At 63.5% G+C, this 20,810-nt stretch carries 21 protein-coding genes; 6 read left to right on the top strand and 15 right to left on the bottom strand.

Annotation, left to right across the window (positions count from 1 at the left end; all coding sequences use genetic code 11):
- Nucleotides 1–20 precede the first annotated feature (20 nt).
- On the top strand, nucleotides 21–476 hold the full coding sequence (locus KIP88_RS01330) for a MarR family winged helix-turn-helix transcriptional regulator (protein ID WP_214486024.1): 456 nt from the start codon (nucleotides 21–23) through the stop codon (nucleotides 474–476).
- 21 nt (nucleotides 477–497) lie between these two features.
- Here KIP88_RS01330 and KIP88_RS01325 read toward each other — a convergent pair whose 3' ends face one another.
- Complete coding sequence (locus tag KIP88_RS01325) at nucleotides 498–1,163, bottom strand: hypothetical protein (RefSeq protein ID WP_214486023.1); 666 nt, start codon at nucleotides 1,161–1,163, stop codon at nucleotides 498–500.
- 2 nt (nucleotides 1,164–1,165) lie between these two features.
- Nucleotides 1,166–2,566 carry a selenium-binding family protein gene (locus KIP88_RS01320; RefSeq protein WP_214486022.1) on the bottom strand — a complete coding sequence of 467 codons (1,401 nt, stop codon included), beginning with the start codon at nucleotides 2,564–2,566 and terminating at the stop codon, nucleotides 1,166–1,168.
- A gap of 479 nt (nucleotides 2,567–3,045) precedes the next feature.
- On the opposite strand from KIP88_RS01320, the gene KIP88_RS01315 reads away from it, so the two are divergent.
- Genes KIP88_RS01315 through KIP88_RS01305 form a run of 3 tightly spaced genes read left to right on the top strand, consistent with a single transcriptional unit; the run spans nucleotide 3,046 to nucleotide 5,419 of the window.
- Entirely contained in the window at nucleotides 3,046–3,711 is a 666-nt protein-coding gene (locus tag KIP88_RS01315; RefSeq protein WP_214486021.1) for a TetR/AcrR family transcriptional regulator, read from the top strand.
- Nucleotides 3,712–3,724: 13 nt separating this feature from the next.
- Nucleotides 3,725–4,537: a crotonase/enoyl-CoA hydratase family protein gene (locus KIP88_RS01310; protein WP_214486020.1), complete on the top strand. Its 813-nt coding sequence runs from the start codon at nucleotides 3,725–3,727 to the stop codon at nucleotides 4,535–4,537.
- A 24-nt stretch (nucleotides 4,538–4,561) separates the two neighbouring features.
- Nucleotides 4,562–5,419, top strand: a complete 858-nt coding sequence (locus KIP88_RS01305) for a crotonase/enoyl-CoA hydratase family protein (protein WP_214486019.1) — start codon at nucleotides 4,562–4,564, stop codon at nucleotides 5,417–5,419.
- A 41-nt stretch (nucleotides 5,420–5,460) separates the two neighbouring features.
- Here the strand turns inward: KIP88_RS01305 and KIP88_RS01300 are convergent, their stop codons facing one another.
- The 4 genes from KIP88_RS01300 to KIP88_RS01285 all read right to left on the bottom strand — a co-directional run bounded on the left by KIP88_RS01300 (nucleotide 5,461) and on the right by KIP88_RS01285 (nucleotide 9,978).
- Nucleotides 5,461–5,886 carry a DUF4399 domain-containing protein gene (locus KIP88_RS01300; RefSeq protein WP_214486018.1) on the bottom strand — a complete coding sequence of 142 codons (426 nt, stop codon included), beginning with the start codon at nucleotides 5,884–5,886 and terminating at the stop codon, nucleotides 5,461–5,463.
- A gap of 18 nt (nucleotides 5,887–5,904) precedes the next feature.
- Nucleotides 5,905–7,545 (bottom strand): SUMF1/EgtB/PvdO family nonheme iron enzyme, encoded by a 1,641-nt coding sequence (locus tag KIP88_RS01295; RefSeq protein ID WP_214486617.1) that lies wholly within the window; start codon nucleotides 7,543–7,545, stop codon nucleotides 5,905–5,907.
- 399 nt (nucleotides 7,546–7,944) lie between these two features.
- The gene (locus KIP88_RS01290) at nucleotides 7,945–8,634 is read right to left on the bottom strand and encodes a hypothetical protein (protein WP_214486017.1); all 690 of its coding nucleotides are present in this window, start codon (nucleotides 8,632–8,634) and stop codon (nucleotides 7,945–7,947) included.
- Between the two features lie 144 nt (nucleotides 8,635–8,778).
- Nucleotides 8,779–9,978 (bottom strand): amidohydrolase family protein, encoded by a 1,200-nt coding sequence (locus KIP88_RS01285; RefSeq protein ID WP_214486016.1) that lies wholly within the window; start codon nucleotides 9,976–9,978, stop codon nucleotides 8,779–8,781.
- 145 nt (nucleotides 9,979–10,123) lie between these two features.
- On the opposite strand from KIP88_RS01285, the gene KIP88_RS01280 reads away from it, so the two are divergent.
- A complete protein-coding gene (locus KIP88_RS01280) occupies nucleotides 10,124–10,897 on the top strand; it encodes a ferredoxin--NADP reductase (protein ID WP_214486015.1) in 774 nt (257 codons plus the stop codon).
- 11 nt (nucleotides 10,898–10,908) lie between these two features.
- On the opposite strand, the gene soxA is transcribed toward KIP88_RS01280, so the two are convergent.
- The 9 genes from soxA to KIP88_RS01235 form a co-directional block, all read right to left on the bottom strand.
- Nucleotides 10,909–11,682 (bottom strand): sulfur oxidation c-type cytochrome SoxA, encoded by a 774-nt coding sequence (soxA, locus tag KIP88_RS01275; RefSeq protein WP_214486014.1) that lies wholly within the window; start codon nucleotides 11,680–11,682, stop codon nucleotides 10,909–10,911.
- Entirely contained in the window at nucleotides 11,679–11,999 is a 321-nt protein-coding gene (gene soxZ, locus KIP88_RS01270) for a thiosulfate oxidation carrier complex protein SoxZ (protein WP_214486013.1), read from the bottom strand. The genes soxA and soxZ overlap by 4 nt, the downstream gene beginning before the upstream one ends.
- Complete coding sequence (locus tag KIP88_RS01265; protein ID WP_214486012.1) at nucleotides 11,999–12,478, bottom strand: SoxY-related AACIE arm protein; 480 nt, start codon at nucleotides 12,476–12,478, stop codon at nucleotides 11,999–12,001. Before KIP88_RS01265 ends, soxZ begins: the two co-directional genes overlap by 1 nt.
- 9 nt (nucleotides 12,479–12,487) lie before the next feature.
- A complete protein-coding gene (gene soxX, locus KIP88_RS01260; RefSeq protein WP_249790450.1) occupies nucleotides 12,488–12,925 on the bottom strand; it encodes a sulfur oxidation c-type cytochrome SoxX in 438 nt (145 codons plus the stop codon).
- A gap of 13 nt (nucleotides 12,926–12,938) precedes the next feature.
- Nucleotides 12,939–14,219, bottom strand: coding sequence for an NAD(P)/FAD-dependent oxidoreductase (locus tag KIP88_RS01255; RefSeq protein ID WP_214486010.1), 1,281 nt, complete (start codon nucleotides 14,217–14,219; stop codon nucleotides 12,939–12,941).
- Between the two features lie 9 nt (nucleotides 14,220–14,228).
- On the bottom strand, nucleotides 14,229–14,525 hold the full coding sequence (locus KIP88_RS01250) for a c-type cytochrome (protein WP_214486009.1): 297 nt from the start codon (nucleotides 14,523–14,525) through the stop codon (nucleotides 14,229–14,231).
- Nucleotides 14,526–14,581: 56 nt separating this feature from the next.
- Nucleotides 14,582–16,768 (bottom strand): xanthine dehydrogenase family protein molybdopterin-binding subunit, encoded by a 2,187-nt coding sequence (locus KIP88_RS01245; RefSeq protein WP_214486008.1) that lies wholly within the window; start codon nucleotides 16,766–16,768, stop codon nucleotides 14,582–14,584.
- A gap of 10 nt (nucleotides 16,769–16,778) precedes the next feature.
- Nucleotides 16,779–17,228, bottom strand: coding sequence for a (2Fe-2S)-binding protein (locus tag KIP88_RS01240; RefSeq protein ID WP_214486007.1), 450 nt, complete (start codon nucleotides 17,226–17,228; stop codon nucleotides 16,779–16,781).
- A gap of 154 nt (nucleotides 17,229–17,382) precedes the next feature.
- Complete coding sequence (locus tag KIP88_RS01235; protein WP_214486006.1) at nucleotides 17,383–18,777, bottom strand: MFS transporter; 1,395 nt, start codon at nucleotides 18,775–18,777, stop codon at nucleotides 17,383–17,385.
- Between the two features lie 284 nt (nucleotides 18,778–19,061).
- On the opposite strand from KIP88_RS01235, the gene KIP88_RS01230 reads away from it, so the two are divergent.
- On the top strand, nucleotides 19,062–20,792 hold the full coding sequence (locus KIP88_RS01230) for an iron ABC transporter permease (RefSeq protein ID WP_214486005.1): 1,731 nt from the start codon (nucleotides 19,062–19,064) through the stop codon (nucleotides 20,790–20,792).
- Nucleotides 20,793–20,810: the final 18 nt, after the last annotated feature.

Genomic DNA, 20,810 nt, shown 5'->3' with positions numbered 1-20,810 from the left:
CAAGGGAAGGGGCGGGGCAGATGGCAAGGAGTGTTTCGCCGAAACGAAGCGTCAAGCCGGCGCGGCCGTCCTACATTCTCGACGAGCAGATCGGTTTCATCCTGCGCCAGGTCTGGCAGCGCCACACCACCATCTTCGCCCGTGAGATCGGCATCAATTTGACGCCGACGCAATGGGCGGCGCTGGCGAAACTGACCGAGACCGGGCCCTGTTCGCAGAACCTGCTGGGACGGCTGACGGCGATGGACGTCGCGACCATCAAGGGTGTGATCGACCGCCTTACCGCGCGCGGCCTGACCGAGACCAGCCCGGACCCCGAGGACGGCCGCCGGCTGCTGGTGAGCCTGACCCGCGCCGGCCAGCAACTGGCGGAGAAGGCCGCACCGAATGCGCTCGCGATCTCACGGGAGACGCTGGCCCCGCTGGATGCCAAGGAGCGCGAGACGCTGATTGCGCTACTCGACAAGCTGCGTTGAATGCCGACTACGGCTTCCGCGTCAGGTCAGGTTGAGCGCCAGTGCAATGGCGCCGACCAGAATGAGGCTGACGGCCCAGGTCGTATCCAGATTGAACCAGCTTTGCGATATGAATTTGAGGCCGAGATAGCGGTAGGCGAGCCACGCGCAGCACCCGCCGGCGGTGACCATCGCGGCGGCGTGGACGGTGGCAACCAGCACGGCCATGCCGAGATTGGCGTTGATGAGCGTGCCGGCGGCGGCGTGGCCGCTGTCGGTTTCGGCTTCCCGGCACAGCCCGAGATAGATTGGCACCAGCATCAGTGCCGCGCCATGGGCGAGCGCCACGGCGAAGGACCAAAGCCCCAATTGCGCCGGTGATATCCGCGCCAACACTCTCGGATGGCGCCGGTTGGCAAGCCGGTAAAGACCGAAGGCGATGACAAGGAGGCTGGCGCCGATCTGTATCGTGCGCTGCCATTCGACGACGGCAACCAATAGCGCAAAGGGAAGGATCACCAGCAGCATCGCGATCAGATGGCCGACCGTGAGCGGCCCAAGCGCGGCCACTAGCGCCCGTGGGCTCTTCTCCATCAGTCCAGCCGAAACGGCGAGCGGCCACCCCATGCCCGGGTTGACGCCATGGTAGAGGCCACTCGCGATGACAGCCAGCCAGAGCCAGGCAGGTGTCCAATCGGCTGCGCTCAAATTCAAACCGATGGGTAGCAGAACGAATCTGTCGAACAGTCACCGCCGTCGAGCCGGACTTGGTGCGCCCGGTATCCGTCGGGGAAATTGACCCAGTAATCCTTCGCCAGTTCGAGGCCGCCGTCCGGCTTCGCATTGGCCATCACCATGGCGCCGGGGACACCATCGGGATAGAACTGGTCGTCCCACGTCGAATACAGTGAGTTGGTCCAGTACACCCGCTTGCCGTCGCGGCTGATCTCGACCATCTGCGGACCGCCGCCAAAGGCCTTGCCGTTCGGGTGCGGCGAGCGCCGTGTGATGCCGCCGATGCGTACCGAGCCGGCAAGCTTCGGCTTTCGCGGATCTCTGACATTGTACTGACGCATCTCGCCGGTGCCCCAGCAGGCGACGTAGAGGAATTTGTCGTCCATCGACAGGTCGATATCAGATACCAGCGGCGGCACGGCGCCGAACCCCTGCAGAAGCGGCGGCAGTTGCTCCTTCGGCGCGGGCTCGGGCGGGATCGTCGCCGTCTTCTCGATGTGAAACTTGCCGCCCTCGCGCCACCAGGTCCAGATCGAGCCTTCGAGGTTCGTGGTGTCGACCACGACGCCGAGGAAGCCAAATTCGCGAACGGGATCGTGCGCGGGACGCACTTCCAGCGCCATCTGATGGTTGGCGCCGAGATCGATGGTCTGGACATTGCGCCGGGCGCGCAGATCCCAGAAGTGGATCCGATGGCCGTATTTGTTGGAGAGAAGGTCTTCCGGCACGATGCCGTTCTCGAACTGCGGCGGCAATGCCCACTCGCTCGTCACCATGTAATCGCGCGGTAGGTTCCACCAGAAGTCATAGTGCAATGTTTGCGGACCTCGATCGAGCTCCCACCGTCCGAGCACCTCGAACGTCTCGCAATCCATGATGAAGACGCCGGGCGGTCCATCGGTGCCGTTCTTGCCGCCGCCGCCGAGCGTAGAGACGTAAATGCCTTCCGGTCCGCAATGAACGGTGTGGGGCCGTGAGTATCCGGTCTTCCTGAAGATTTCCTCCGGCTCGATGATCTTGTGTATCGCCGCCTTGGTGGGGTCCGGCTTGGTATCGACGATGTAGATGCGGGACGACCGCATGCCGGGGATGATGAGATAGCGGCGCTCGAGGAACGCATGTCCGGTCAGCGGCGATAGTGACGACGAGCAGGCGTTCCAGCCGAAATGGTGAAACTCGTCGCCCTTGTTCGGCATCGTCACGGTGTGAACGACCTGGCCGTAGCTCGAGGAGCCCGGCTTGACGTCGATCACAGCAAGGGCGTCCGGTTTCGAAGAGTCCGGGCTGAGCAGCACGGTGTAGGCGAAGCTCTCCGGCGGAGCTTCCATGGCAAGCTTTGGCGAAGCGTGAAACGTGGGGTCGGGCCGAATGTTCATCGTACTGCCTCCCTGTTTGCCTCGATGGTAGCAACACGGCTCAGCGGCATGCAGCAGCAAGAAATCACCCGGCGCGTTGAGTTCCTCTTTGCGAGTGCCGCCGGCCGGGGTTTGCCCATCGACAATACACCGTAATACCGCAGGCGAAAATAACGATGGTGCTACCGATCCGGTTGCAGTGCCCGGCGGACATGAGCTTGCATCGCATCGTGCGGCGCTTTGCGATGGAGCAGGGCCAGCACGCCAGCAGCGACGGTGTGCACTTGCGGATCCAGAACTTTGCGAGCGGCACGAGGAAGTGCGAGAGCAAGGCTTCGGCGCTATCGGTCCTACGTCTGCGCCGCGCATGGTCAGTGTGAGGCGACCGCTCTCGGCGGCGACTTCAAGCACCGCTTGCATGGTCGGCTGATCGAGAGGCGCCCGAAGAAAACCATTGTTACCATTGACTGCGAATTGAATGAAATGATAACAATGTTATCATGAGCAAACCCTTAGCCTCTGCAAAGGACTGGTCGGACGTCGTGAAGGGCGCGAAGCGCGAGCTTCTCCTGCGCGCCGCGCGCGACGAATTCGCCGAGCAGGGGCTCGAAGGCGCCACCATGCGCGGCATCGCGGTTCGCGCCGGCTGCACCACGGGCGCGATCTATCCGCTGTTCGACAGCAAGGAGGCGATCTATACCGAACTGCTGAAACAGTCGCTGGCGGCGCTCGATGCCTACGTCGCCGAAGCCGTGGCTGCCGCGCGCACGCCGGAGGCGCAGGTCGAGGCGGCCTGCGGGGCCTTCCTGAATTACTATCTCGATCACCGCTTCGAGATAAATCTGGGCCTCTATGCATTCCGCGGTCTCAAGCGGCTGGGCGTCGGCAAACCGTCGGACGAAGAGCTCAATCAGGCGCTCTGGAAGGTGCTGGAGCGCATCGCCTTGCCGCTGACTGAAGTGCGCGGCCTCAAGCCATCAGAGGTTCGGCCGTGGGTGGCGCTGCTGACCAGCCAGATGATCGGGGCGCTTGTGCTGCAAATCGCAGGCCGGCTCGATTTTCTCGATACCGGCGCACAAACGCTGCTTCGCATGATGTTGGCGCAATGCCTTCCGCGCGCGACGGCGCCGAAGGGAACGAAGGCCGCACGCAAATCAAAACAGTAAGGGAGTGAGCGAAATGGTCCGGATCGAAAAGCAGGGCGCGGTGTGGACCGTCATTCATAGCCGGTTTGCAGAGGCCCGCAACGCGATGGATCCCGACAGCGCCGAAGCGCTCGCGGCGGCCTTCAAGGAATTCGATGCGGATGATTCCGCCAGCGTCGCCGTGCTGTGGGGCGAGGGCGGCGCGTTCTGCGCCGGCTGGGATCTCAAATTCGCCAGCACGCTCTCTGATCGCGACGTCTTTCAACGTCATGTCGTCGATGGGCTGGCGTTCCCCACCGGTGCGAACGCCGCGCCGCGCGGCCCGCTTGGGCCGACGCGACTGGAATTGTCAAAGCCGGTCATCGCAGCGGTGGAAGGGCCGGCGGTGGCCGGCGGCATGGAGCTTGCGCTGTGGTGCGATATCCGTGTGATGGCCGAAAGCGCCTATTTCGGCGTCTATTGCCGCCGCTGGGGCATTCCGCTGCTGGACGGCGGCAGCGTGCGTCTGGCGCGTCTGGTCGGGCAGGGCCGCGCGATGGAAATCATTCTCACGGGCCGCAAGGTGCCGGCGGACGAAGCGCTGCGCATCGGCATGTGCGAGCAGGTCGTCGAGACCGGCGGCGCGCGCGCCGCGGCGGAGGCGATGGCGCGGGAGATCGCGCGGTTTCCGCAAGCGGCCGTGCGGGCCGATCGCCGCTCGGTGGTGGAAACCTACGGCCTGCCGGTTCGCGAAGCCTTGCGGCAGGAATGGACCAATGGTGTCGAGGCCATCTTCAAGGAAGGCGTCAGCGGCGCCGGGCGCTTTGCCGGCGGCAAGGGCCGCCACGGCGATTTTGCCAAGATCTGATCTTGCTTTCCGAGGGAGCAACACATGGCCAAAGTCCTCTACGAGCGTGACGGTCGCATCGCCCGCATCACGCTGAACCGGCCGGAAGTGATGAATGCGATCGATGACGAGTTGCCGGGCGCGCTTGCGGATGCGGTGGCGCGCGCCGACAACGATCCGGGCGCGCATGTCATCGTGCTGGCCGGCGCCGGCCGCGCCTTCTGCGCCGGATACGACCTGACAGCCTACGCCTCCGGCGACAAGGCCAATCGCTACACGCAGGAAATGCCGTGGGATCCGATGAAGGACTACGCCGGCATGTCCGACAATACCAACAAGTTCATGAGCCTGTTCCGCTCCAAGCGGCCGGTGATCTGCAAGGTGCACGGCTTTGCGGTGGCCGGCGGTTCCGATATCGCGCTGTGCTCCGACATGATCGTGATGGCTGAAGACGCCCGCATCGGCTATCCGCCCGTTCGGGTCTGGGGCTGTCCGACGACGGCGATGTGGGTCTATCGGCTCGGCGCCGAAAAGGCCAAGCGCATGCTGTTCACCGGCGACAAGATCACCGGGGTCGAAGCGGCGGCGCTCGGCCTCGTACTGAAAGCCGTTCCGGCGGACCGGCTGGATGAGGAGGTCGACGCGCTCGCGCATCGGATGGCAACTGTGCCGCAGAACCAGCTCATGATGCAGAAGCTGATGGTCAACCAGGCGCTCTACAATATGGGGCTGATGGGCACGCAGATGATCGCGACCGTGTTCGACGGCATCACCCGGCATTCGCCGGAGGGGCTGAACTTCAAGCGGCGATCGGAGGAGATGGGCTGGAAACGTGCGGTCGACGAGCGCGACCAAGGCACCTTCGACTGGACGACCAATCAGCCCATCACGCAAAACAGGTAATTCGAAGCGCGGGGATGAAAGTCGGCGGAGAGAATTCCGCTCTATCTGATCGTGATGGTAATCTTCTGCGAGACCACTGGAGGATTGAACGGAAAGTGTTCAGCATCCCCCAGCACGAGCTGGAGCGTATGCTTGCCGGGTGGAAGCTCGATGCGCGCTTCGGTCTGGCCCGCGCCAAAATGAAGGTGTGATTTGTCCTGCGGAATCGGCTCATTGGGATTGAGCGGCTCGTTGACGTTGATCAGCAGATGGTGATGGCCGGCGTTCGGGTAATTATCGCCGGCGTGTGTCACGCCCATGTTGCGCAGACCAAAGCGGGCCCAGAATCCGCCTTTGATGACGGTGCCGTTCTGCGGCCATACGAAATAGAGAAGGGCATCCTTGTGTGCGGGCTTACCTTGAGCGAATGCTGCGAATGGCAGGCAAGTGAGCGCTGCCGACAGAACGATCCGCTGCATCACCTTCATGACTGCCTCTCGCGCTCCTTAGGGGGATAGTGCGACGCGGAACCCGTGGGTGGGATATCGCACGTTGGTGTCGTAGCTGCCGCGGCTTGACGTCCGGGCATAGTCTGAGTCCTTCCTCCACGAGCCGGAACGGATGACGTGCGACGGACATGCATTCTCGACCCACGCCGATCCGTCCGCGGGAGCGCCCTGATAGTTTCTGTGCCAGCAGTCTTCGACCCATTGATCGACGGCGCCGCCCATATCGAACAGCCCAAAAGGATTTGGCTTCAGGCTGCCCACCTTGACCGGCTGATCGATGGCTGGAATGTCGCTGCAATTCTTGCAATTGACCATGCCGGGCTGAAGCTGATCGCCCCACCAAAATTTGGTCTGCGTGCCGCCGCGCGCTGCATATTCCCATTCAGCTTCGCTCGGCAGTCGATACGGCTTGCGGGTGGTTTCCGCGAGCCAGGCGACATATTGCTTGGCATCGCTCCAGCTTACGTTTGCAACCGGCGCATCGTCCTTTCCGCTCGCAGTGAATCCGCATGCCTTTGCGGCAGCGCATGCATTCCATTCCCGCACGGAGACAGGAAATTTTCCCATCGCAAACGGCTTGACCGTTACCTGACGGACCGGCTTCTCCGAAGCGTCTTCGTTGCTGCCCATCGCGAAGCTGCCACCCCGAAGGGAAATCATCTCGGGTTCTCGAACCGACGCGGCGGCTGGCGTGGTTGGTTGAGCCGCAGGCGTGGCGGGAGAGGGAGAGGCGGGCGGCGGTAGCGGCGCGGCCTGTTGGGGTGCCGGAGAGGGGGCAGGTTTGGGTGCTGGAGACGGCTCAGGCTGAGGTGCCGCCTGCTGCTGCGTTGGGGCCACCGTCGGCGCAGGCTGGGCAGGCGTCGCTCGTTGTTTTGCGGCAGGTGCAGGCGCCTTCGGCGCTTCTGCCGGAGATGAAACGGGAGCGGGAGCTGACGCCTGTTCTGTCGCCTTGCGAGGCTGCCCCAGCGTGTACCAGAGAGTGCCGCCCGCAATGATCAGTAATGCAAGAAGGAGCAGGAGGGCCAGGATACGTTCGCGCCAGTTCCGACGTTCGTTCAGGGCGGAGGGGTCGGGAAGCACGCGGTAGACCCGGACGGGCTCGGTGATGTTCTTGACCTTTCGGTCGCCGAGCGATTCGTATCCGCAAACCAGTTTATGCTTTATCTGTTCGTAGATGCCGCCGGAGATATAGACTTCGCCGGGATGGGCAATGCCCTCAAGCCGCGTCGCAATATTGACGCCGTCGCCATAGACATCGTCGGTTTCGATGATGACGTCGCCAAGATTGACGCCAATCCGATATTCGATCCAGTGATGCTTGGGCAGCGATGCATTGCGACCAACCACATTTTGCTGGATCACGATGCTGGATCGGACGGCCTCTACGGGGCTGTCGAAAATGGCGATGAAGCCGTCGCCTGTGGTTTTGACGAGCCTGCCGTGGTGTTCTCTGATGGTGGGTTCGATGAGGTCGCGCTCGAGCCGCTTGACGCGATTGTGCGTCCCTTCCTCGTCGATCTGCATCAGTCGGCTGTAGCCGGAAATGTCGCCTGCCACGATGGCCGCAAGACGCCGCGGCGTTGGCTCGCGCGATGGCTCACCAACGCGGCCCGACTTGATGTCACGAATCTGGGCCATGGCTTGGATTGGCTCCCAACCTGCTAACACAGTGTAAGGCAAGCAATCTTTCCAGCATCCACACCGTACCATACTGGCTGTTCGCGGCAAAGCAGCCGGGCTGGTTCCACGCTGGTACGGGCAATGGCCGCATGAGAACATGAGAACGTGAGAATGAGTGTGATCCAGATCATATAGATTACCGATTTGAACTTCAGACCTGAATACCGGCAAACGAGCTGGCCGGGCATCGACCGGCCGGCCATGATCCTCGCAATTGCCTGCGCACGGCGACTAACACGGCGAGTCGAGTTCCACTGGCGAGCGCCCGGCAGTTGATTTGCTCAGCTAGTCTAATGCATCTCAACGGCAGGCCAGCCTTCAAGGAAGGGGTGGACCGGCGCCTCGCGCTTGCATGGCTCAATCCCGTCCCGGCCACTTGGCGCGATAGCGGATTTCGCTGCCGTCGATATTCGGCTGCCACGACCCGAGCTCGGACGTATGCGGCGCCTTGGCTGACAGTCCGACAGGATAGAGCCGATCGGGTTGGTTCTTGACCTTGATCTCCAACTGCCGATGCGCAGTGCGGAAGGCGAGTTCGACGTCGCCCGCGATCACCGGCCTGTCGCCGTCGCTACGGAACCGGTTGAAGCGCGGCTCACCCGGCATGCGGTTGATGTCGGTCTGCAACTCGATCGCTATGTCACGGACAGAATCCGGCAATGCCGCTCCTGCAGGGAGGCGAACTTCAAAGACGAGAAGTGGGGTGGCGGCATTCGGGTTGAGCCAGGGCGTTGCCGTCATGACCGCATAGACATAATAGGAGGTGCCGGCGGCGGCGCAGAGCGCGACGGTAACTGCGAATGCCTTCAGGCTGTTGCGGAGAAGTCCGCCGGTGTTTTCTCGGCCGCGCAACCGCGTCGCCAGCATCGTGCCGAGGACGAGACCCGCGATCGCGCCAAGCGGCGCGATCACCAGCAGCGCCAGAATGCCCGACATGATGGGGTCGGCCCGGTTTCCGAAGCCGACCAACTCGAGGATCAGCAGTGTGGCGATAAAGCCCACCACCGCACCAACGACCCCGCCCGCGACTTGCAGCGAATTTTTCACGTATCCCTCGATGACCAGAGCCCACAGACTGCCATTAAGGCAGCCCGGCTTTGTCGGGACTGGCCGGCAATTCGTTCACCGCTTTCGAGGCTTAACGCAATTTTTTCAGATGCGATTGGCGCGATTGCGCCGGGTCTGCCGGCATCAATGCCCGATGATGATCTCCGGCACCTTCCCCGCCGGCGGCGTGTTGCGGCTGCGCTGGGTGCGGACGATGCCGTCGATGATGGTCATGCCGATGCCGGGGAGGTCGCCGAGTTGCACGCTCTCCAGGATGTTCTTGCCGGGCGAGTGCTGCGCCTTGTCCATCAGGACGAAGTCCGCCGAGCGGCCGACTTCGATGATGCCGCAATCCAGCTCGCGCATGCGGGCGGTGTTTCCGGTCGCAAGGCAGAAGGCGAGTTCGGCGGGCAAGTCGCCGAGCGAGGACAGCATCGAGACCATCCGCAAGATGCCGAGCGGCTGCACGCCGGAGCCGGCCGGCGCATCCGTGCCGAGGATGACGCGGTTGAGGTCGCCCATCTCGCGCGCGATGCGCAGCGTGAACAGCGCCGAGCGCTCATTGCCGTTGTGAACCAGCTCCAGCCCGCGCTTGCAGCCCTCGCAGATGCAGCGGATCTGGTCGTCGGGGAGGGCAGTGTGGCCACCATTGATATGGCCGACCACGTCGGTGTCGGCTTCCAGCACGACGTCCTTGTCGATCAGGCCGGAGCCGGGGATCGAGGGGCCGCCGGTATGGATCGTGCTCTGGATGCCATACTTGCGCGCCCAGCCGACCATCTTGCGCGCGGTCGGCCCATCCTTGACGCCGCCGAGGCCGACTTCGCCGAGCAGCTTGACGCCGGCGGCGGCCAATTCCTTGAAGTCGTCTTCCACCATCTCGCATTCGATCACGGGCGCACCGGCATGCACCTTCACCCCGCCGGGACGCAGCGTCCAGAATGAGCGTTGCGCGAAGATCGCCATCGCCTTCAGGCCGACGACGTCGCGGGGACGGCCGGGCATGTGGACTTCGCCGGCCGAGATCATGGTGGTGACGCCGCCGTGGAGGTAGCTGTCGATCCAGTTGATCTGGTTCTGCCGCGGCGTCCAGTCGCCGGCGACGGGATGGACGTGGCTGTCGATCAGGCCTGGCGCGACCGTGGTGCCGTTGGCGTCGACGACGGTGGTGGCGCCCTCGGTATTGACGTCCTTGAAGCGTCCGATCGCTGTGATCTTGCCGTTCTCGGCCACGATCGTGTCGCCGTCCAGGATCGGCTTCTCCAGGGCCCCTGACAGCAGCAGCCCGATATTGCGGATCACCAGCTTGCTCGGGCCGGTCGCCTGGGGTGCATCGTGGGCCATGGTTTTTCCTTTTGGTTCAATGCCTTCGCCGGACATTCTGCCCGGCTTGACGATCGGATCAAGCTGGATTATTCATTTGTATACGAACGATCGTATACGAATGATTTAACCGGTCAATCCGGCTTGCAGGTCAGGGAACGGTGCGATGAGCAATTTCAACCAGGAAAGCGTTTTGAGCGTCCATCACTGGACCGACACGCTGTTCAGCTTCACCACCACGCGCGATCCCTCGTTCCGTTTCCGCAACGGCGAGTTCACCATGATCGGGCTGAAGGTCGGCGAGAAGCCGCTGCTCCGCGCCTACTCGGTGGCCAGCGCAAATTACGAGGACCGGCTCGAATTCTTCTCGATCAAGGTGCCGGATGGGCCGCTGACCTCGCGGCTCCAGCACTTAAAGCAGGGCGACGAGATCATCGTCAGCCGCAAGGCCACCGGCACGCTCGTCATCGACAACCTTGAAGACGGCCGCAACCTCTATCTGATCGGTACCGGCACCGGGCTCGCGCCGTTTCTTTCCGTGATCAAGGATCCCGAAACCTATGAGCGGTTCGAGAAGGTGGTGCTGCTGCACGGCTGCCGCCGCGTCGCCGAGCTCGCCTATGGCGAGATGATCACCGAAAAGCTGCCGAACGACGAACTGATCGGCGAATATATCCGCAACCAGCTGGTCTATTACCCCACCGTGACGCGCGATCCCTTCCGCAATCGCGGCCGCATCACCGACCTGATCAACTCCGGCAAGCTGTTCGCTGATATTGGCCTCGCCTCGCTCGACCCCGCCCATGACCGCGTCATGATCTGCGGCAGCCCGGCGCTGGTCGCCGACACCCGCACGCTGCTCAACGGCAAGGGATTTGTCGAAGGCAATCACGGCGAGCCGGCGCAGTTCGTGGTCGAGAAGGCGTTCGCGGAGCGGTAAGCGCCCACTGCTTAAGGCCGCACGGCCGGCGCTTCCATCGCCATCCCGCGTGCCCGCGACATCAGGTACAATTCAAGTTCGACCAGTTCCGGCGCGCCGTAATCATAGGCCTGCGCCCTTATGCCCGTGATGCAGGCGCGCAGGCGCCGCTGCAGCGATCCCAGCGACTGCCATTCCAGCCGGTAGAGCGGGTAGCCGGTCGGGTGTCCCTGTGTGATCGCGGAGCCGGCGAGCCGCTTGTCCCAACTGTCGTCGTGGCAATTGGCGCAGCTGAGATTGAGCTGTCCCTGCCGTTGCACGTAAAGCTCGCGTCCTTTGGCGATGAACGGCGCGAGCTGCGGATCGGCGCCGGTTTCGATTCGCACGCCCTGCGACTGCCTTGCGATGAAGGCGGTGAGCGCCAGCAACCCGCGGCTCTCGAAAGGCAGCGGCGTCGCCTGCTGCTGGCTGGTGCGGCACGAATTGATACGCTGCTCCAGATCGATCGGGCGGCCAGTTGACTTGTCGAAAGAGGGATAGCGGGCGGCAACCCCCTTCATGCTGGTGCGAGCATCGTCGTGGCAATCGGCGCAGGTCTTGTTGGCGGTGCCGGCCTTGCGCTTCCATAAGCCTTCGCCGTCGAGCACCCAGAGCATGCCGGGATTGGCGGTATCCTCGTCCTGCATCGCCCTGGTGTCCGGCTTCATGAAGTCGTAGCCGGAGCGACGGTCGGCTTGCGGGATTTCGGCGGCGAAGGCAGAGCCCGCGATCAGCAGCACAGCGGCTATGGCGCCGGCAAATCTCATTCGACCGTGATCGAGGCGGATGCGGTTTCGGAAAAGCCCTGGTCGCCGGTCCATTCGAATTCGAACTTGCCGCTCTCGGTCGCGGTGGTGAAGAAGGTGATGAAGGGGTTGGCGGAGATCGCCGGAAACAGGTCGGTGCGGAAAATCTCGCTTCCGTTGAAGCGGCACGTAAAGCTCGTGATGATGTCGCGCGGAACGACTTCGCCTGCAGTCGTATGGCGATAGCCGGTTTCCATGATGTGCGACATCAGCGTCTTGATCTCGATAATGTCGCCGCGTTTGGCTTTCGCTGGAACGTTGATCAGTGCCGAAGCCATCAGATCACATCCTCGGTGCAGGCGGCCAACGTCACCACGACGTCGACGCTGGCCGACCAGAACGATCCGTCCGAAAGCTTTGCGATCGCGACGATCTTCTGGCTGTCGGCGAGACGGATGCGGGTTGATACCTGTGCTCGGCCGCTATGCGGGCCGAGATGGAAATTGGCGATGTTGGGCTGCGGATTCTTTTCGTTGAAAACGTGGATGCTGCGGACGTGATCCTCCGGCGCCATCGGGTGCGCGACGGTGACCGTCATCGGTACGGTGTTGCCGTTCTCGACCAGCGGCGGGATGTCGAGCTTGACCTTGCCGGTGCGCACCGCCGCGCCGCCGGTGACATTCTGGATCGCCGACGCCAGCATCGCGGGTGTCGCCTCCGCGGGACGCACGATAACCACGGGCAACGCGCCGAGCACGGCTGCGCCACCGGCGAGGCCGAGGAACTGGCGGCGTGATGAATTGGGTCGTTGCTGCATCGTGCCTTCCTATTCGCGCAAGCTTACGAGATACGCCACGATATCCTCGATCTGTTCGGCCGACAGGATCGGCTTGCCGCGCCACAGCGTCCCGACGCGATCGAGGCCGTCGACGCGGTAATAAGACGGCATGATGGTCGCGGCATTGAGACGGGACGCGTCCACCAGCCGGAGCCGAAGCTGACCTTCCGACCAGCGGCTGCCGGAACCGGAAAGATCAGGCGCCAGATCGCCCTGAAATTTCTGTTCGGGAAATGGGCCGCTGTGGCAGAGGATGCAAGTGCTGGAACGTTCGACGACGAGGGCCCGCCCGCGCGTCGCATCGCCGGCCGTGTCCGTCAGCGATTGCGGAATGGCATCGCCGACGATGGTGTAGCTGCGAAGTTCCTGCGCGGCGGTACCGCCGGGCAGGACAAGGAGTGCTCCGGCAAGGATCGATGCCGACATGCGAAATCCGAGTCTAGCCAAAGACTTCCGCCGTAATCGTCGCGAACCAGGACTGCGCATAATCGGCTTCGCGCGCGCGGAACTCACGTGGCACATCCGCCGGGCTGACGCCGCCGGCGCCCTCGACATCGGCGAGCAGTCCGTTCTTCGGCTGGTACACGCCGGCAACGGAGATGCCATAGTCGGGCGCCGCCAGGCTGTAGCAGGTATTGATCAGCTTCGGCGTGGCGGGTGTTCCGCCTGATATCAGCGTGGCAATTGCGGCCGCGCAAACCTTCGCCTGCGCATTCGCCGTGAATGCGGATTTGGGCATGGCGCCGGCAAGACAGGCATCGCCGATGACATGGATGTTCGGCGCCGATTTGGATTCGAACGTGACGGGATCGATCGCGCACCAGCCGGTGTTGTCGGTCGCGCCTGCGACCGTGGCGATGCGGCCGGCCCGCTGCGGCGGAATGACGTTGGCCACCTGGGCGGTGTGGTTGCCGAAATCGGTGATCAGCGTGTTGGTCGCGGGGTCGACGGCGTTCACCTTGCCGCCCTGCGACAGCGATATCCATTCGACCATTCCCGGATAAAGCTCTTTCCAGGCATTTTGGAAAAGCCGCTGTTTGGAGAAGGTGTCCTTGGCGTCGAGGATGAGCAGCTTCGAGCGTGGCTTTTTGGTTTTCAGATAATGCGCAATCAGGCAGGCGCGCTCATACGGGCCCGGCGGGCAGCGGAAGGGGTTGGCGGGAGCCGCGATCACCACCAGGCCGCCATCGTCCATGGCTTCGAGCTGCTTGCGCAGCAGCAGTGTTTGCTCGCCGGCTTTCCAGGCATGCGGCATCTTCGCAGCCGCGGCTTCGTCGTAGCCCTGCAGCGCGTCGAAACGCAGATCGATGCCGGGAGACAGCACCAGCCGGTCGTAGGATAGCGAGGTGCCGTCGGCGAGGCCGACGGTCCGCGCCGCAGCATTGACGGCCGTTGCCGCTTGCGCCACCACGGTCACGCCGCCGGCCGCGATCTTGTCATAGCCGAATTGTTGCGCCTCGATCGAACGCAGTCCGGCGATGACAATGTTGCTGAACGGGCAAGCGGTGAAGGTCTTGTTCGGTTCGACCAGCGTGACCTGTAGTTTCGGATCGATCTGTTTCAGCGCGCGGGCGCAACTCGCGCCGCCGAAGCCGCCGCCGATCACGACGACACGTGGCGCGGCTTGCGCGAAGGCGGGCAGCGGAAACGCCAGTGCCGTCACTGTGGCCGCGCTGGCGCCCACGAACTCCCGGCGGCTCACGCGATGGCTGGTACCCATGCCGGCCTCCTACTTCTGTGCCGCGAGCCACGCCGCAATCGCGCGCAACTCGTCGTCGGTGAAACCCTTGGCGATCCGGGTCATGACCGTGGCGGGAAACGAGCCGTCGCGAAATCCGGTCATCGCGGTCGTGATCTCGCCGGCGTCGCGGCCGTACAGCCGCGACACAGAGGAGGCTGCCGCCGCCCCGGAGGTGTGGCAGCCGGAGCAGGATGCTGCGCCGGGCGGGGGCACGGAAGCCGCAAGCACCGGGGGGCTCGACGCCATGACCGTCGCAATCGCGACGGCGACAGATAGCGCTTTCATTTGGCTGATCTCCCGATAAGGGAGCGGCGGCTGGTTTCAGCCGCCGCCCGCTGTTGTCAGGCGAACGTGATGTTCTGGTCCTTCAGCGGCACTGAGCGTATGCGTTTTCCGGTTGCCGCGAAATAGGCGTTCAGCACCGCGGGCGCGGCGACACCGATGGTCGGCTCGCCGACGCCGCCCCAGAAGCCGCCGCTCGGCACCATGACGCATTCCACCTTCGGCATCTCCGCGATGCGCATCGAGTTGTAGGTGTCGAAGTTGGTCTGCTCCATCTTGCCGTCCTTGACCGTGCAGCCGCCATAGAACAGGGCGGAGAGGCCATAGACGAAGGAGCCCGCAATCTGCCGCTCGACCTGCGCCGGGTTGACGACGTAGCCGGGATCGGTCGAGGCGACGATGCGATGCACCTTGATCTTGCTGCCTTCGGTGACGGAGATTTCCGCGGCACCCGCGACATAGCTGCCATAGCCCATCACCTGCGCAATCCCGCGATAGACGCCTTGCGGCGCAGGCTTGCCCCAGCCGATCTTCTCGGCCACCGCGTTGAGCACGGCGAGATGCTTCGGATGCTTGCTCATCAGCTTGCGGCGGAATTCCACCGGATCCTGGCCCACCGACTGCGCCAGTTCATCCATGAAGCATTCCATATAGATCGCGTTCTGGTTCACGTTGACGCCGCGCCAGAAGCCGGGCGGAACGTGCGGGTTGCGCATGGAATGCTCGACCAGCAGGTTCGGCACGGAGTAGCCGATTGCCGCGTCGCCGGAGGGGGCGAGGCCTTGGAACGCAGCCGTGTCCATGCCGTTCACCAACGCTGCCGGACGCACCGTGTACAGGATCGATTGGCCCGATATCCGTACATGCAACGCCGTCAAATTATTGTCGGCATCGAAGGCTCCGGTCAGCTTGCATTGTGTGACCGGATGAAACTTGCCTTGCGCCATGTCCTCTTCGCGCGACCATAGCAGCTTGACCGGCGTGCCCGGCATCTCCTTGGCGATCAGAACCGCCTGCCGGACATAGTCAGTCATGCCGCGACGGCCGAAGCCGCCACCGAGGATGAGCTTGTGCACCTCGCATTTTTCCGCCGGCAGTCCCGACGCTTCCATGGTGGCGGCGAACGCCGCTTCGCCGTTCTGCGTGCCGCACCAGACCTCGCATTTGTCCGGTGTATAGAGTGCCGTGGCGTTCATCGGCTCCATGGTCGCGTGGTTCTGGTAGGGATAGTTGTAGACCGCTTCGACCTTCTTGACGGCACCGGCAATCGCGGCCTTGGCGTCGCCGTTCTGGTTGCCGATGTAAGCCGGCTGCGCATTGTCGAGGCCTTCCGCCAGCCACTTTGCGATCGACTCGCTGGAGACTTTGGCGTTCTCGCCTTCGTCCCAGACGATCGGCAGCGCATCCAACGCGGTCTTGGCGTGCCACCAGGTATCGGCGACGACGGCGACAGTGCTGTCGTTGACGCGCACGACCTTCTTGACGCCCTTCATGCCCATGACTTTGGCTTCGTCGTAGCTCTTCAGCTTGCCGCCGAACACGGGGCAATCCTTGATCGCGGCGTTGAGCATGCCCGGTAGCTTGACGTCGGAGCCATAGATCATCGCACCCGTCGTCTTGTCGACAGTGTCGAGCCGCTTCACTCCCTTGCCAATGATCTTCCAGTCCTTAGGATCTTTCAGCTTCACCTCGGCCGGCGGCTCGAGCTTCGCCGCAGCTTCAACTACCTTGCCGTAGGTCGTGGTCTTGCCGGACGGCGTATGGGTGATGATGCTGTTGGCGGCGGTGCATTCCGAGGCCGGCACCTTCCATTCGTTCGCGGCTGCCTGCACCAGCATCACGCGCGCGGTGGCGCCGCCCTTGCGGACATAGTCCTGGCTGGACCGGATGCCGCGGCTGCCGCCGGTCGAGAAATCGCCCCAGGCGCGCTTGCGTGCGACACTTTGACCCGGCGTCGGATATTCGGTGACGACCTTCGACCAGTCGCATTCGAGTTCTTCGGCGACGAGCTGGGCAAGGCCGGTGAGGGAGCCCTGTCCCATCTCCGAGCGGGCGATGCGAATCACGGTCGTGTCGTCGGGGCGGATCACCACCCAGACATTGACTTCGGGCGAGCCGTCGGCGGCGCGGACCACGGTCGGTCCGCCGAAGGGAATATCCAGGCCGATGGCGAGGCCGGCGCCGGCGGCAGCGGTGCCGATCACGAAGCCGCGGCGGGTGAGCTTGGGCATGACGTGCTTGTTCATGGCGTCCCCCTCAAGCGCTTGCGGCGGCGTGGATCGCCTCGCGGACCTGCTGGAAGGTCCCGCATCGGCAGATATTGGTGACGGCCTCGTTGATGTCTTGGTCGGTCGGCTTCGGCTTCTCCTTCAGAAGTGCCGCGACGGCCATGATCATGCCGCTCTGGCAATAGCCGCATTGCGGCACGTCGTTGGCGACCCAGGCCTGCTGCACCTTGTGCAGCGCGCCATTGCTGGCGAGACCTTCGATCGTGGTGATCTGCTTGCCGACGGCTTCGCTGACCGTGACGCCGCAGGAGCGCATCGCGACCCCGTCGACATGCACGGTGCAGGCGCCGCATTGTGCAATGCCGCATCCGTATTTGGTGCCGGTCAGCCCGACGTTCTCCCGGATTGCCCAAAGAAGCGGCGTGTCGTCTTCGACGTCCACGCTGATTGATTTGCCGTTGATCGTGAGATTTGCCATCGCGTATCCCCTGTTCGCTCAATCCACCGAGTGAGCTGCGCGCGGGAAGATGGCCTGCAACTTGGAATAGTTCAAATCAAGAAAATGCGTGCTTACACGCCGGATGAAACCTGATCCGCCGGTGTTGCGTGGGCACATGCCCGTCGCATGGCTGTCATGTCCGTTCTGCGCCCACGGCCAGGCGCAGGAAACTCATCAGGCTGCCGAGCGCGGCAAACCCGGCGCCGAGCATCAGCGCCACCGTCGCGCCGTGGTGCCCGGCGAGGGCAAAGCACAGAGCCGCGAGCGCAGCGCCGAGGGTTTGTCCGGTCAGGCGTGCGGTCGCGACGATGCCACTCGCACTTCCACTGCGGTGCGGCGGTGCGCTCGACATCAGTGCCCGCAAATTGGGCGTTTGAAAGAACCCGAATCCGATCCCGCAAATCACGGTGCGCCAGACGATATTCGTAATGCTCGGGTCAGGCGGCAGCGTCGCCAGCAGCGCCATGCCGATGCCGAGCAGCACCAGACCGATGCCGCCGAGGATGCCGACGGGATAGCGGTCGGACAGCCGACCGCCGATCGGCGCCATGATCGCGACCACCAGCGGCCACGGCGTCATAAAAAAGCCGGTCTCCACCTGCGACCGGTGCAACACGTCCTCGAAGTAGAAGGGCAGCGAAACGAAAGCCAGTCCCTGCACCGCGAATGAACAAACCGACGTGGCGGCCGACAGCGCGAACATCGGCCGCCGGAACAGGTCGATCGGCAACATCGGCGCCGGATGGTCCGCATCCCTGCGGGTCATGATCCAGCCGAGCAGCAATGCAGCGCCAAGCGCCAGTCCGACCAGGACGGGTGGGGCCTGATGCGCCGCGCTGCCGATGCCGATAATGAAGAGCCCGAGGCAGCTTGCGGTCAGCGCCGCGCTCGCAAAATCGAACACGTGCTTGGCGCGTGGTGTTTTCGGCAAGGTCTTCAGGCCGATCCAGATTGCGATCACGCCGAAGGGGATGTTGATCGCAAACAGCCACGGCCACGTCCCGATCGCAAGGATCGCGGAGGCAATCGTCGGGCCGAACGTGAACGCCGTTCCGACCACCAGCGCGTTATGGCCGAAGCCGCGGCCGAGCATATGAGTCGGATAAACGAAGCGGACCAGCGCCGCATTCACGCTCATGATGCCGCTCGCGCCTAATCCCTGCAGCGCCCGCGCCGCCGTCAGGCTGGGTAGCGACCACGCGAAGGCGCAACCGAGCGAAGCCAGCGTGAACAGCAGCAGGCCGCCGAGATAGATTCGCTGATGACCGACGATTTCGCCGAGCGCACCGAGCGGCAGCAGCGTCGCAACCAGCGCGATCTGATAGATGTTGACCACCCAGACCACGTCGGCCGGGCTGACATGGAGGTCGGCGGCAATGGCGGGAAGGGCCACGTTGGCAATCGCCGTATCCAGTGAGGCCATCGCTAGCGCGGTAAAGATCGCCGCGACCGCCCAGCGCCGGAGTTCCGGGGGCAAGCCGTCGATGGGCGCGGGGGCGGGCGGCTTTGCGGTTGTATCCAGTGACATTAGTTTGGGCTCTCCACGCCGGGGGCGGTGGCGCCCACCGCGGCGTGTACTACGGACGCGGCGCGGGCCACAGGCACGCCGCTGCATGATGCGTATGCGAAGCAACAGTCGGTGTCGAAAAAAGCGCCTTCCGCGCCATATCCGCGCGCCGACTTTCGGATACCTTTCCGCGCCTCGCGCAATCGACTAGGCTTCCCGCGCATCGCGACCGCAATTCCATAAAAAGACGGTCACTGGCGAGGGGAAGCGCGTTGAACGGACAGGTGAGCCGGCGCAGCGAAGTCATGCGTAGCGCCAGTGAGGGGCAGCGCGCATGGGCTGGCTTGTGGGTGACGCTCCTGCTGGCGATCCTCGGCTTTCTGGTGATCTATCCGATTCTGATGCTGCTGCTCGGCGCGCTCACCGACACCAATCCGGTGGTCGAGGGCATCTCGCTCAGTCATCTCTCGGTCACGAACTTCCTCACCGTGCTGGCGAACCCGAATGTCGCCGAGGCGCTGGCGAATACGCTGATCGCCTGTGGCGGCGGCACCCTGATCGCGGTCGTGGTCGGCTTGTTGTTTTCCTGGATCGTCGTCCGCACCAATACGCCGTTCAAAGGGGTTATCGCGGCAGCCAGTATTCTGCCGCTGTTCGCGCCGCCGCTGGTCGCGGGCGTCGCATGGGCCATTCTGGGATCGCCAAAGACCGGCCTGATCAACACCATGTTCAAATGGGTGGGTCTGGACTGGCGCGTCGATTTCTATTCGATGTGGGGCCTGGTGTTCGTGTTCGGCATCTACTATGCGCCGTATGTCTACATGTTTACCGCCTCGGCGCTGCGTAACATGGACCCCAGCCTGGAGGAGGCTGCCGAGATTTCCGGCGCCAGCGCATTCGCGACGCTGTTCACGGTGACGTTTCCGCTGATCATGCCGGCGATCGTCTCGGGCATGCTGCTGTCGTTCATCGTCATGCTCGGGATCTACGGCATTCCTGCCGTGCTGGGCGCGCCGACCAATCTTGCCGTTCTGACGACCTATATCTTCAAGCTCACCAACTGGTCGCCGCCGCTCTACAACACCGCCGCTGCGGTTGCGATCATCCTGATGGTCGTCACCGGCCTGCTCGTGTTCCTGCAGCATAAGGTGCTGAGCGGCCGCAGCTACACCACCGTCGCCGGCAAGGCGTTCCGTCCGCGCAGCCTCGATCTCGGGCGCTGGCGCTGGTTCACCTTCGGCCTTGGCATTGTCTATCTCCTGGTCGTGGTGGTGCTGCCGTTGCTCGCCCTGATCGTCGCGGCATTTCGAAAATTCATGTTCATCCGCGACGTCAGCAGCCTGTTCGACGCCAGGCAGTATTCCCTGATGCATTTTCACAGCATCTTCGACAATCCGCTGACCATGCGCTCGATCTATAACTCCGTCGAGGTCGGCATCATCACCGCCGTGGTCGGCGGCGCGCTGGCGTTTGCGATCGGCTACACCATTCACCGCACCCAGGTGACGGGCCGGCGCTGGATCGACGTGATTTCGACCCTGCCTGTCGCGATCCCTGGCCTCGTGGTCGGTGTCGCCTATCTCTGGGCATGGATCGGCATTCCCGGCGGTCTCTACGGCACGATCTGGATCCTGGCGCTGGCGTTCATCGCGCGCTTCATGCCCGATACGGTCAAGTCGTTGTCGACCTCGTTCATGCAGATTCATCGCGAGCTCGAGGAAGCCGCCTGGGTCTGCGGCAAGGGCGTGCTCGGCACCATCAGGACGATCGTGCTGCCTTTGGCGCGGCCGGGCGTGATCGCCTCGATGACGCTGTTATTCGTGCTCGCGATCCGCGAACTCGGCTCGTCGCTGTTCCTCTACACCAGCAACACCATGGTGATGTCGGTGCTTCTGCTCGACTATTACGAAGGCGGAAACCTCGGAAAGACCGCCGCGTTCAGCCTGGTGCAAACTGTTCTGCTCGGCGTTCTCATCGGCGGCGCCAATTGGCTGTCGCGCGGTGCGGCGCAGGGCAGTGTCGCCCGAACCGGATAACAAGACGAACGGGAGGAT

This window comes from Bradyrhizobium sp. SRL28, from assembly GCF_018596315.1.
GTDB lineage: Bacteria > Pseudomonadota > Alphaproteobacteria > Rhizobiales > Xanthobacteraceae > Bradyrhizobium.
The sequence above is the reverse complement of the archived record's forward strand: the minus strand, read 5'-3'. Positions and strand labels throughout refer to the sequence as shown.